Origin of the sequence: Flavihumibacter sp. UBA7668 (genome assembly GCF_002483205.1) — a bacterium.
Lineage (GTDB): Bacteria > Bacteroidota > Bacteroidia > Chitinophagales > Chitinophagaceae > Flavihumibacter.
On sequence record NZ_DLHM01000007.1, the window covers coordinates 573,975 to 586,962 of the forward strand.

A 12,988-nucleotide genomic window follows, 5' to 3' on the forward strand; every position below is an offset into this window, starting at 1 on the left:
ATCTGGCGTTTAATGCTTAATTTCTAAGCATAAATTCCTTTTTTATGTGCTTGAATCGTCTGCTGACCGCTGTTCCGGTCTGCCTCTTTTCTATGTTGAGTGTTCATCCCTTATACGCTCATCCCGCCCCAAAATTCAATTACAACCAGCCTCTAACAGATACCACCAAAAAGGACAGTATTCAATATACACCTTTCAAAAACCTGCCTTTAAAAGCAGCACGTAACCTTCCCATCAAAACCAATGAAGGCACCTGGCTCTCGGTAGATATGAGTCCGGATGGCAATACCATCGTTTTTGACCTCCTGGGCGATCTCTACACCATCCCTTCCTCCGGCGGAAAAGCCACACAAGTTACCCGTGGAATGGCGTTTGATACACATCCGCGTTATAGTCCGGATGGCAAACGAATTCTTTTCACTTCCGACCGTAGTGGCGGAGAAAACCTCTGGTATATTGATCTGGAAAAGAAAGACACCGTGCAACTTACGAAAGACAATAACATGAATTTCCCTAGTGCAGCATGGACTCCCGACGGCGAATACATCGTGTTTGCAAAAGGCCGTATCAATGTTCAACTTTACATGATCCATAAAAACGGAGGCGGTGGCGTGCAGCTGATTGATGCCCCTGCATCCCTGAAAACAATCGATCCGGCAGTGAGCGCAGATGGCCGGTACATCTATTTCTCAGCCCGGAATGGAGGATGGAATTACAATGCTTCCATGCCGCAATACCAAATTGGATTGTATGATCGGGAAAAAGCCAAACACCGCACAATCACCGATCGATATGGTTCCGCCTTTGCTCCTGTTCTTTCCAAAGATGGAAAATGGATGGTTTACGGAAGCCGCTATGAAGAAAAAACCGGACTCATCCTAAGAGACCTGCAATCAGGTAAGGAATCCTGGCTGATTTATCCCTTCCAGCGGGATGAACAGGAAAGCATTGCCACCATGGGCGTATTACCCGGCATGTGTTTCACTCCTGATAATAAAGCGCTGATTGCTTCAACAGACGGAAAAATAAAACGGATTCCGCTTGATGGCAAACCCGCCACTGAAATCCCTTTTCAGGTAGAAAGCATGCTGGAACTTGGGCCACAACTTGATTTTCAGTTTCCCATCACAGACACTTCGCATGCACTCGTTACGCAAATCAGGCAGGCTGTTCCATCGCCCGATGGAAAAAAACTGGCTTTCACAGCACTGAACCGTTTGTACATTATGGATTACCCAAATGGACAACCGAAAAGAGTGACCACCAATAATTTCACCGAAGCAATGCCCGCCTGGTCGCCAGATGGCAATGATTTAATTTTTAGCACCTGGACGCCTAAAGGTGGTCATATTTATAAAGCTGGTATCAATGGGAAAAAACCTATTCAGCAACTCACGAAGCAACCCGGACTCTATCAGTTTCTGGTTTTCAATCCGGCTGGCGATCGCATAGTTTTCCAACATGCCTCAACGGAAGCCTACCAGCAGGCAATCCGGCCTTTTTATAATAATGCAGAAGAAGAGTTGGCCTGGATACCGGCCAATGGTGGAAACATAACAGTAATTGATAAAGCACTGGGGCGATATCAACCCCATTTCACGAGCAGGGATAACCGAATTTACCTCACCCAAAACGGGCAGCTGGTATCCATCCAGTGGGATGGCAGTGACGAAAAAATCCATGCTAAAATCACTGGCATTACTACCTATGGCATCAGTCATTTTCAAAATGGTAATCCGCAACTGGATGCCTGTATGCTGACTGAAGCAAATGCAGCAGCCATGGAAATGCAGCTTCCTTCCAACGCTTCTCAAATAAGGATGGCACCTGATGGAAGCAGGGCCCTTGCACAAATCAATAATGAAATATACTGGTTAACCATTCCTCTTACCGGCAAAACAGTTACAATCAATCTGGCCGATGCCGCAACCGCCGCATTCCCTGCAAAAAAACTAACCACCATCGGCGGTGAATTTCCGGCCTGGGCAGGCAATAGCAAAAAGATTCACTGGTCGATTGGGAATGCTCATTTTATTTACGATATCGACGAGGCGCAACGCATCGAGGACAGCCTGGTTGCTGCAAAAAAACGGACGGCACTTGCAAAATCCGCCACGGATACATCAAAAAATGCTAAAGACAGTATTGCTGCAGCAAAAAAAGAGGCGGCATACAAACCCGAGGAAAATGCCATCAAAATTTATTATCAGCGGGATATTCCGCAGGGTACCCTGGTTTTTCGCAATGCCCGGATTATAACCATGAAGGGGGATGAAATCATTGAGAACGGTGATTTGCTTGTGGTAAATAATCGCATCAGGGCTGTAGGTCCAGCTGGCAGCTTGAGTATTCCGAATGGAGCGAAAGAAATTAATGCGGGCGGAAAAACCATCCTTCCCGGTTTTATTGATACCCATGCACATATGTGGCCCAACTGGACCATGCATAAAAATCAGATTTGGATCTATGCGGTTAATCTGGCTTATGGTGTTACCACAACCATGGATCCACAAACCGGTACCACCGATGTACTAACTTATTCCGATCTCGTTGAATCCGGTCAGATGGTGGGACCAAGAGTTTATTCTACAGGTCCGGGTGTGGGATTCTGGTCTTATAATGTAAAAGATTCCGCACAGGCCGAAAGTATTTTGGAACAATACTCAAAATATTACCATACCAACTATATTAAGATGTACCTGACCGGCAACCGCCAGCAACGCCAATGGATTCTGAATGCCGCCCGTAACCAGGGTTTACATCCCACAACAGAAGGGGGATTGAATTTCAAATTGAATATGACCAACCTGATTGATGGTTATCCCGGCCACGAACATTCCTTACCAATATATCCGCTTTACAGGGATGTTACAGGTGCTATTGCGAAAGCCCAGATGGCAGTGACTCCAACCTTACTGGTTTCCTACGGTGGTCCCTGGGCAGAGAACTTTTATTTCCAGACAGAAAACCCCTACCATAATAAAAAGATGCAGCATTTCATGCCGTATGAAGAGCTGGCAGCTAAAACCCGTCGGGTTCAGGGCTGGTTTCTGCCCGAAGAGCATGTCTTTCAAAAACATGCGGAAAGCATGAAATCACTGGTAGAGCAGGGAGCCCTTGCAGGAGTTGGAAGTCATGGCGAATTCCAGGGACTCGGTTACCACTGGGAACTATGGTCCATGCAAAGCGGAGGGATGAGTACCCATAATGCATTAAAAACCGCTACTATTCTGGGGGCAAAAACTTTGGGACTGGATAGCAATCTGGGCAGTATCGAATCCGGTAAAATCGCGGATCTGGTAATTCTTGATTCCAATCCGCTGGAAAATATCCGGAACACCAATTCCGTGCGCTGGGTGGTTAAAAACGGGCGTTTATACGACGGGAATACAGCAGATGAGCTCCATCCCCGTCAAAAACCTCTCTCCCGTGAAGAGTTTTCTTATCCTACCCCAACCCCCCGCAACTAATTTCACCCGACCGGTGCCACCGGTCGGGTGGCACCGGTCGGGTGAAAGGGCGCGCCGTTTAACCCCGAAAAACGCCGTTCGTCGAATGGCATAAATTTTTCTGAAACTCAGTCAAAACGATAAAAGTCTTATCCAGACTGCATTTCGCGTTAAACCAGTTATTGTTCAATCAAGATTACCTTCGTTTGTCCGGTACTTTATTTTGCATAGTACTGAAACTTTCCATAGATTTGTGTTGTCAAAGGTATAGAACAGGGCTGGTGGCCATTGGCGAATGAACCTTATCCAAACACGTAAACCTTATCCCCTCGCCTTCACCGCCACCAGCCCTTTTAAAACAAAGAATGCCATGAACATAGAAAACACTCAAAGCCAAATGCGGAAAGGGATACTGGAATTCTGTATCCTGTCAATTATCCGCCGGGGTGAAGCCTATCCAAGTGATATTGTGGATGAGATGCGGGCAGCCAACCTCCAAATTCTGGAAGGCACGCTTTATCCACTGCTTACCCGCCTCAAAAATGCAGACATGCTCACCTATCGCTGGGTAGAAAGCAATTCCGGTCCTCCCCGGAAGTACTTCTCCCTCACCGAAAAAGGAGAGGCCTTCTACCAGGAACTGGAAGCAACCTGGATTGAACTGGCCAACGGTGTCAAGGCATTAACCAGCAAATCCGAATTACTTCCCAATATTCCTGATAACCCAACTACCAACTAATACTTCAACCTGCTAATACTTATCAATTATGAAAAAGGTCATCAATATAAACTTCCACGGTCGGGTGATTCCTATAGAGGAAACCGCTTTCGATCTGTTGAAGCAATATACCGAGAGCCTGCGTCGCTATTTCGCTAATGAAGAGGGGCGCGATGAGATCATCAACGATATCGAAGGCCGGATCGCCGAGTTATTCTCTGATCGTCTGAAAAAAGGTGCAGTTTGCATTACAGATGAAGACGTGAACACCATTATCGCCAGTATGGGACGTCCAGAAGAGCTGGAAGCAGCCGAAGCCGACGTCTTCACCGCAACCGGTATGGGAAGCAGCACCGGCTCTTCTGCCAATCAGTCTGCCGGATACCAGGGCAGCAGTTCCTCATCCGGCACAGGATCAACCTTTACAGGCAGTACCTATAGCAGTGGTAATTTCCGCAGAGGAAATCTTTACCGCAATGCAGATGATAAAATCCTCGGTGGTGTGTGTAGCGGACTGGCCAATTACCTTGGCATAGACCCTGTGATTATGCGAATCATCTTCGTATTGCTCGCCGGTGCGCTGTTCTGGGTATATATCCTGCTCTGGATCATTGTCCCCTCCCAATCACTCAGCTCCAATATCACCAAGCGCCTGTACCGCAATCCGGATGATAAAGTCATCGCTGGTGTAGCAGGAGGTCTGGCTGTATATTTCAATATCGCCTCCTGGATTCCCCGCCTCATTTTTGCCCTCCCCCTTATCCTGGGCATCATCGGCAGCGGATTCAATGCCTTCTTTTGGGATTGGGATTTTATGATTGGTCCACGTATCATTTCAGGCGGATTAGGCTCCACCCTGTTTGTTGTGTACCTCGTACTCTGGATCGCTGTACCCTATGCCACCACTGCCGCTGAAAAGCTGGAAATGAAAGGCGAACGCATCGACCTGAACTCTATCCGCGATACCGTTAAAGGGGATCTCGAGTCTTTTAAGACCCGCGCGCAAAACTGGGGCGCGGAAGTAAAACAAACCGCCCAACAGTTTAGCACCCACGGCAAAGCATTCGCTGAAGAAGCTGCTCCTGTTGCAAGAAGGGCCGGATCCGGATTGGGATATGCAATCGGTATGTTATTCAAAATATTCTTTTTTGTTATCGCCGCCATAGTTGCCATCTCCTTATTCTTTGCCCTGCTCGGAATTCTGTTTAGCGGGATGGCCATCTTCCCCATCAAGGATTTCTTCCTGGAAGGTTTCTGGCAAAACAGCCTCGCCTGGTCAAGTATCATTCTTTTCATGGGAGTACCCATCATTGCCCTGATTACCTGGCTGGTACGCCGCATCATGGGTGTGAAAAGTACCAATAATTACCTGGGTTACACCTTCGGCGGACTATGGGTGATCGGCTTGTTCAGCTTTATTTTTCTGGCGGGATTAATGGCTCGCAATTTTAAAAATCGCGCCGGTGTGGAACATACTGTTACCATGCAACAACCCAGCAACGACAAACTCTTTGTGGAAGCTGTTGGTAATAATATCCGCTACTATGGTGATGACTGGTTCGGCATCGAATGGGATGAAGATGCGCCTTTCTATGGTATCAACCGCGATAGCCTCATGCTTAAAACCGTTCGGTTAAACGTGGTGAAAAGCAACGATAGTAACTTTCATGCCTATACCATAAAATTCAGTCGCAGTAACACCAATAATAAAGCCAAAGAACTGGCAGAACATATCGAGTTTCCCATCAATCAACTGGACAGTGTATTACAATTGCCCAGAGGATTTGTAATCACCTCAGGAGATAAATTTCGTAATCAGCAGGTACTTGTTGTTATAGAAGTACCTATCGGAAAAAGAATTGAAATCGACCGCAGCATAGAAGACTTCGAATGGTTCAATGTAAACATGAACCGCAGAAGAGGTTTCAATGTAAGCTGGGATAATAACTGGGACGACTCCTATTCATGGGACAATAACATTGAATATGTAATGACCCGCGACGGATTGAAACGCGTAAGCGATTTCTCTGAAAAAGAACTGAAAGAAGGTAAGTTCAAATTTAAAATCGATGACAAAGGTGTAACCATCGAAGGAGAAGGTGAAATTATAGACAGCAACAAAGGGTATGAATATAAAGGCCCCGATAAAGACAAACCCGTTAAAAAAGATACTGGTAAAATAAAAGCAGAAATATCTGTTACAAAAAATGAAGATGATGAATCCAACTCCGGCTACCTGCCTTCTATGAATTCATTGCCCTCTTTGCCCAGTACAGATATTGATGCAAGTCCCCTGGTTATTTTAACCTCCTTGCTGAGATAAAAACACCCCTATTCTATATGCCAACCCGGCCGCCGCATCGATGAGATGGAAGGCGGGGTTGAAGTTGGAACATCCCCGCTTTTTCCAGGCGGGGATTTTTTTATTTTCTTGGCGATTTTACTTGACATTTGCCTTCTATGAATAATGAGCAGCCTGCCAACCTTCAGATTGCTATGATCGATGATCATAATCTCCTGCGCAACGGATTAGCCAAAATCATCAACGAATTTGATGGCTTCGAAGTAAGTATCCAGGCCAATAATGGCAGGGAATTTATTGATCTTATGTCTACCCGCAAAAAACCAGATATTGTACTGCTGGACATAAATATGCCGGTAATGAACGGATACGAAACAGCTAAATGGATTAATTCCCATTTACCCGGCACCAAAATGCTTGTATTGAGCATGCTGGATACCGATTACGCTTTTATCAGGATGATCCGCCTGGGTGCGCGTGGTTTTATGATAAAGGACAGCCATCCTGAACAATTTTATCGCGCACTGGTTCAATTACGTGATGAAGGCTTTTACATGAATGAGATTCTAACTCCCCGTATGGCGAATCGGCTGAAAGCTGACCATAGCCAGGATACCGGAATAACCCAGGATGGTCAGCCCAACCTATCAGCGAAAGAAATCGAATTTCTCAAACTGGCATGCACCGAAATGACCTACCGCGAAATAGCCGCTGCAATGGGCATCAGCATAAGAACTGTTGACAGCTATCGCGATGTTCTGTTTGATAAACTGGCCGTTACCACCCGCATCGGGCTGGTGCTTTATGCTATCAAAAATGGTATTGTAATGATCTGATGGATTCCATCTCCTGCATAAAATCATTACTCCAGTAACTGATATCATAATATTGAACCGTATCAAATAATCGACCCATTCGCATATCCCGTTCTTCCGGTTCCATCAGCAGAGCCTGTAACAATACCTCTTTCAAAGAACGTTTATCATATGGGTTGGTTCGAAGGGCATAGCCCATTTCCACCGATACTCCTGCAAACTCAGATATGATAAGTACCCCTTTGTCGGTTTCTTTCAATCCCTGTACTGCCACAAATTCTTTGGCTACCAGGTTCAGTCCGTCTCGCAGCGGTGTGATCCAGGCAATATCAGAAACAGCATAATAGGCTACCAGTTCTTCAAATGGAAATGATCGAAAGAAGAAATGGATCGGCGTCCATCCAATACGGGAATATTTCCCATTGATTTTGCCAATTGCCTGCTCCAGTTCCTGTTGAACCTTATCATATATCTTCATGCCCTTTGCCGGAGGAGTACAGATATTAATCAACTCCACTTTTCCATGAAACTCCGGATATTCTTCCAGGAATTCCTGGAATGCATAGATTTTTTCCAACGGACCTTTTACATAATCCAGGCGCTCCACACTAAGGACGATTTTTTTATTTTCCCCAACCTGATTCCTCAATTGCTGCACCAGGTTATTCCGTTGTGCTTTTTCAAAACAATCCTTGATATACCCGGTATGTACGCCGATCGGATGAGCCCCCAGCTTCACTTTCCTGGACCCTGCCTCAATCAGTCGGGGCATTTTTTCAATTCCTAACGGACAGCTATAGCTGAGAAAACGCTCGGTGCAGTTTTGCTCTTCCAGAACAGTTACAGGAAGCAGGCTCTTTACAACATCCACAAAATTTACTGCATAACGGGGAATATGGAATCCGATATAATCGCATTGCAACAGACTTCCAATAATATCACCCCGCCATGGAATGATATTAAATATATCTGCCGGTGGAAAACTGGTATGATGGAAAAAAGCAATGTTCAGATCCGGTCTTAACTGACGAAGAATTCCAGGAACCATCCACAGATTATAATCATGAATCCAGACATTCGCTCCATAATCCGCTTCACTCGCGGTTTTTTCTGCAAAGAGGCGATTAATCCTTACATAATGATCCCAATGATCATGATTAAAACTTGCTTTATCAATAAAAGAAAAAATTGTAGGCCAGAATGCTTCTTTTGAAAAGACTTTATAAAAGAGCTCAACTTCTTTTTTGGTTAGACCAATTCGTCCGGCCAGTAAATGCGGATATTTCTCTTCATCAATGTACATATTCCTCAACTTTGTACCGGTTTTCTCCACCTCTTCCCAGGCAATCCAGGTACCGGAACGGCCGCCACTGAAAAACCCCATTAGTGATGGAATAATACCATTCGGACTCGTTGGCGGAACATGTTTTTTCTCTCCGTTTACTTCCCTGATTTCATAGGGAAGCCGGTGATACACCATCAGCAACTGATTTTCTCCCGCAGCCGGCAATTCATTGCTTTCTTCTGCAGCAGGATCATATTGATTGAAGGCACCAAATGCACGGAATGCTTCCAGAATACCGCCACAACCCGCACGTTCTGCCTGATAGATGAGTGATTGTCCGGCTGTTGCTTCAATCAGCGCCGGTTCAGCAGCACCAACCACAACCCCTTTATAACCGGTTTGGTAGAGCGATAAGTCATTCAGTGTATCTCCCGCCACCAGAATCTGGTCTTCCGGTACATTCAACAATTTTACCAGGTGCTTTAATGTAAATCCTTTATTCACACCGGGGGGTAATACATCCAGAAATTTACCTGCAGATACCAGCACATCACAACCAAGATCGGCTGCTGAATGCTTCAGTTGTTCCATATCGGTTTCGTGATCGAAGAAATAAGAACTTCTTCGGGTCATTGGTACTTCCTGACGACGTAATCCGGGAATATCTTTGAGGCGATTATTTACAACCAGAGATCCTGGCCACCTGTTTTCTATTTCCGACTGAATGGGCTGAATGGGTTCCAATGTTCGGCCATTCACCACCGTTGCACCCACATCACAAATAATATAATCAGGATTGGGAATTACAGGATCATTCAGAAGAGGAATTACGGTTTCCAATCCTCTTCCGGTAACAAATACGAGTCGAATTGTTGGATTCTCGCGGATAACCCGGTACAATTGCTGTTTGTCAGCACTCTTCCCACCTAAAAATGTTCCATCCAGATCGGTCGCTAATAATAACATACTATCTATTTTATCTTAAATAATGTTCAAGCAGCCTCATTTCATTAAACGGTGAGGACTGCTTATATAATATCCGGTAAACCGCAGAAAGTAGCGGTAACTGGAGTTTGGCAGCTTTCGCTAACTGGTACAAACCTTTTGCTGCCGGATAACCTTCGGCCACCATTTGCATATGAGTTTGTGCCATTTGAACGGAATATCCCCGTCCTATTAATTGTCCGAATGCTCCATTCCTGCTGAATCCTGAATAGGCTGTCACCAACAGGTCGCCATAATAGGCTGAGTCATTCATATCTCTTGGGGCCGGATGAAGTGTGTCTATCAGGGTTTTTGTTTCTCTTAGGGCGTTACTTATAACCACAGCAAGAAAATTATCACCAAAATTCATACCCCTTACAATACCGGCAGCAATACCTACTACATTCTTCATAATCGCCGTTAATTCAACGCCCATCGGATCATCGTTGGTGATCACTTTCAGATAAGGCGATTGAATAGCAGCAGCTACATCATCCACGGTTTTTGTCGAATGGCCAGAAACCGTGAGATAGGTTCTTCTGCCCATGGCAATTTCCTCCGCATGACAGGGTCCGCCTAATACCAGGCAATCCCTTGGATTCATTCCCAGTTTTCTGGCCAGAAATAAGGATGGAATTTCTCCGTTTCCCGGAACCACTCCTTTAATTGAAACAAGTAATTGTTTCCCCCCCGGTAAAGGATCTTCCCAATCTGCAAGCGTGGCTTCCAGATAGGCCGAGGGTACGGCAAATAAAATATGGTCAGCGGCATCAATCGCAGTTTCAACCGATGAAACCGGATTAATTGTATCGAGATTAAGCGACAGGTAATTCAGATAATGTTGCGGACTCCGATGCAGTAATATATGATCCACATGGGCCGGCGACCGCAATAACCAGGTCACCTGAACACCGCTTTCTGAGAAAATTTTTACCAGGGCAGTTGCCCAACTTCCACTGCCAACTATACTGATTTTTTGTAATGCAGGCATGCCGCAAAGGTAGTCCAGAATGCCCGGTTTATCGGGATGCAATCCTTCTCTTAATTTATAAATATTTGATAATCAATTTAATAGACAGCTTATTTTAATGGTATTTTCATATAAAGCAGTTTCCCGCTACTTTTGCGCCACACCAACAGCAGGCCAATGAAAAATACCCCCTTTACAGCTAAACATCTGGCACTTGGTGCCAAAATGGCTCCCTTTGCAGGTTATAATATGCCCATCTCCTATACAGGCATCAATGATGAACATGCCGCCGTTCGCACCAATGCCGGCGTTTTTGATGTGAGCCATATGGGAGAATTTATCCTGAAAGGTTCCGGCGCGCTGGACCTGATTCAGCGGGTGACCACCAATGATGCCTCCAAACTCACCAAAGGCAAGGCACAATACAGTGCATTAACCAATGAAAATGGTGGTATCGTTGATGATCTTATAATTTACTGCATTGAAGAAAATCAGGTATATATGCTGGTGGTGAATGCCAGCAATATTGAAAAAGACTGGAACTGGATCAGCCGCTTTAATACGGAAGGGGTTGAAATGCACAATATTTCCGACAAAACCTGTCTGCTAGCCATACAGGGTCCCAATGCCACCAAGATTTTACAGTCTCTAACGGAGATGGATATCCTTAATTTGAAATATTACACGTTCGCAAAAGGAACTTTTGCCGGAGTTAAGAACGTCTTGATCAGCGCTACCGGTTACACCGGATCAGGTGGGGTTGAAATTTATTTTGAAGACAGCGATGGTGCTGCTGATAAAATCTGGGATGCCATATTTGAAGCGGGAGCCGCATCCGGAATAAAACCAATTGGCCTGGGCGCAAGAGATACCCTTCGCCTTGAAATGGGCTATTGTTTATATGGAAATGATATTGATGATAGCACTTCTCCGCTCGAAGGCGGTTTAGGCTGGATTACCAAATTCACCAAAGAGTTCACTGCCAAATCTATTCTCGAAGAACAGAAAGCAACAGGTGTTCAACGCAAATTGGTTGGATTTGAAATGATCGATAAGGGCATTCCCCGCCATGATTACCTGATCTCCGATGCGGAGGGAAATACAATCGGAAAAGTGACCAGCGGAACACAGGCGCCCAGCCTGCAAAAAGCCATTGGAATGGGCTATGTAACTACTCCTTTTGCACAACCGGACACAGAAATTTTTATCCTCGTTCGTGATAAAAAATTAAAAGCAAAAGTGGTTAAACTTCCTTTTAGTTAATCGTTAAGATCTCAATAGAAAGACCGCATCGCTCCTGTGTTGCGGTCTTTTTTTGTAAGTTTGCACCTACTACACCCACCGCCTGCCGTTTATTTTTCATTAAAAATTTCACTCATGAGAGAATTGCTGAACCAACGTTTTTGGGGTAATACGTACATGGCCTATATCATAGCAGCAGCCGGAATCCTGATTGCCTGGATAGTAGTGCGTATGATTAAAAAATATGCCATCCGCAAATTGCAAAAACTGGTATCGACTACTGATAATCAGTATGATGATATGATCATTGAAGGTGTGGAGAAATTTGTAATTCCCTATGCCTACCTGTTGATTAATTACAATATTATCACACATCTGATACTTCATCCCAACCTGGCAAATATTCTTCGGGTAGCTATCACTGTTATAACTCTTTATTATTTCGTTCGTCTGGTAAACCATGTACTGGAAGCCCTTATCAAAGGGTTTATGGAAAGAAGAAAAGAAAGTCCCGAACGAATCCGCCAGTTAAGAGGTGTTATGCTGGTATTAAAAGCCATCGTATGGTTCCTGGGTTTAGTATTATTGCTCGATAACCTTGGATACGATGTGGCAACTATCATTGCCGGTATGGGTATTGGTGGTATTGCCATTGCACTGGCCGCACAAACCATCCTGGGTGATTTGTTCAGCTATTTTGTCATCTTCTTCGATAAGCCGTTTGAAATCGGTGATTTTGTAAACGCAGAGGGAAAAATAGGAACTGTTGAATATATTGGTATCAAAACTACCCGGATCCGTAGTATCACAGGAGAGCAGGTAATCGTTTCAAATACCAAACTCACCAATTCAGCCCTTCATAATTTTAAACGCATGGAAAGAAGGAGAATCGCTTTCACCATTGGCGTTACTTATCAGACCTCCGCTGCCAAATTAAAAGAGATTCCGGGTATTATTGAAGCTGCTGTAAAATCGCAGGAGATTGCCGCATTTGATCGCTCGCATTTATCCGGCTTTGGTGATTTCAGCATCAATTTCGAAACCGTTTATTTTATTGATACTCCCGATTACCTGGCATATATGAATGCCCAGCAAGCAATTTATCAGAACATATTTGAAGTATTTGAAAGCAATCAGATCGATTTTGCCTATCCAACGCAAACACTCTTTCTGGAAAGAGCTAATCAGGATAAATCAGCCAATACAGTAGAGTAAAGCCCCGT

General features: G+C 44.8%; 8 protein-coding genes. 6 read left to right on the forward strand and 2 right to left on the reverse strand.

The genetic code is table 11. From position 1 onward, the window contains the following. Positions 1–44 precede the first annotated feature (44 nt). The 4 genes from B2746_RS19955 to B2746_RS19970 all read left to right on the forward strand — a co-directional run bounded on the left by B2746_RS19955 (position 45) and on the right by B2746_RS19970 (position 7,305). Positions 45–3,470: an amidohydrolase family protein gene (locus B2746_RS19955; protein WP_290798081.1), complete on the forward strand. Its 3,426-nt coding sequence runs from the start codon at positions 45–47 to the stop codon at positions 3,468–3,470. A 349-nt stretch (positions 3,471–3,819) separates the two neighbouring features. Then, the gene (locus tag B2746_RS19960) at positions 3,820–4,188 is read left to right on the forward strand and encodes a PadR family transcriptional regulator (RefSeq protein ID WP_290798084.1); all 369 of its coding nucleotides are present in this window, start codon (positions 3,820–3,822) and stop codon (positions 4,186–4,188) included. Between the two features lie 28 nt (positions 4,189–4,216). After that, entirely contained in the window at positions 4,217–6,490 is a 2,274-nt protein-coding gene (locus B2746_RS19965) for a PspC domain-containing protein (protein ID WP_290798089.1), read from the forward strand. A 137-nt stretch (positions 6,491–6,627) separates the two neighbouring features. Continuing rightward, positions 6,628–7,305: a response regulator transcription factor gene (locus B2746_RS19970; protein ID WP_290798092.1), complete on the forward strand. Its 678-nt coding sequence runs from the start codon at positions 6,628–6,630 to the stop codon at positions 7,303–7,305. Here B2746_RS19970 and ggpS read toward each other — a convergent pair. Together ggpS and B2746_RS19980 are read right to left on the reverse strand one after the other, a co-directional pair. Next, entirely contained in the window at positions 7,280–9,535 is a 2,256-nt protein-coding gene (gene ggpS / locus B2746_RS19975; protein ID WP_290798095.1) for a glucosylglycerol-phosphate synthase, read from the reverse strand. The two genes, B2746_RS19970 and ggpS, sit on opposite strands and share 26 nt — an antisense overlap. A gap of 10 nt (positions 9,536–9,545) precedes the next feature. Then, positions 9,546–10,544, reverse strand: a complete 999-nt coding sequence (locus B2746_RS19980; protein WP_290798097.1) for an NAD(P)H-dependent glycerol-3-phosphate dehydrogenase — start codon at positions 10,542–10,544, stop codon at positions 9,546–9,548. Between the two features lie 156 nt (positions 10,545–10,700). Between B2746_RS19980 and gcvT the strand changes: the two genes are divergently transcribed. Then, positions 10,701–11,786 carry a glycine cleavage system aminomethyltransferase GcvT gene (gcvT, locus tag B2746_RS19985; protein ID WP_290798100.1) on the forward strand — a complete coding sequence of 362 codons (1,086 nt, stop codon included), beginning with the start codon at positions 10,701–10,703 and terminating at the stop codon, positions 11,784–11,786. A 114-nt stretch (positions 11,787–11,900) separates the two neighbouring features. Then, positions 11,901–12,980 (forward strand): mechanosensitive ion channel family protein, encoded by a 1,080-nt coding sequence (locus tag B2746_RS19990; RefSeq protein WP_290798103.1) that lies wholly within the window; start codon positions 11,901–11,903, stop codon positions 12,978–12,980. The last annotated feature ends 8 nt before the right edge of the window (positions 12,981–12,988 follow it).

What these genes read in the sequence shown, in the direction of transcription:
- B2746_RS19955 (WP_290798081.1), top strand. Translation starts at nt 45, where the DNA reads ATGTGCTTGAATCGTCTGCTGACCGCTGTTCCGGTCTGCCTCTTTTCT.
- B2746_RS19960 (WP_290798084.1), top strand. Translation starts at nt 3,820, where the DNA reads ATGAACATAGAAAACACTCAAAGCCAAATGCGGAAAGGGATACTGGAA.
- B2746_RS19965 (WP_290798089.1), top strand. Translation starts at nt 4,217, where the DNA reads ATGAAAAAGGTCATCAATATAAACTTCCACGGTCGGGTGATTCCTATA.
- B2746_RS19970 (WP_290798092.1), top strand. Translation starts at nt 6,628, where the DNA reads ATGAATAATGAGCAGCCTGCCAACCTTCAGATTGCTATGATCGATGAT.
- ggpS (WP_290798095.1), bottom strand. Translation starts at nt 9,535, where the DNA reads ATGTTATTATTAGCGACCGATCTGGATGGAACATTTTTAGGTGGGAAG.
- B2746_RS19980 (WP_290798097.1), bottom strand. Translation starts at nt 10,544, where the DNA reads ATGCCTGCATTACAAAAAATCAGTATAGTTGGCAGTGGAAGTTGGGCA.
- gcvT (WP_290798100.1), top strand. Translation starts at nt 10,701, where the DNA reads ATGAAAAATACCCCCTTTACAGCTAAACATCTGGCACTTGGTGCCAAA.
- B2746_RS19990 (WP_290798103.1), top strand. Translation starts at nt 11,901, where the DNA reads ATGAGAGAATTGCTGAACCAACGTTTTTGGGGTAATACGTACATGGCC.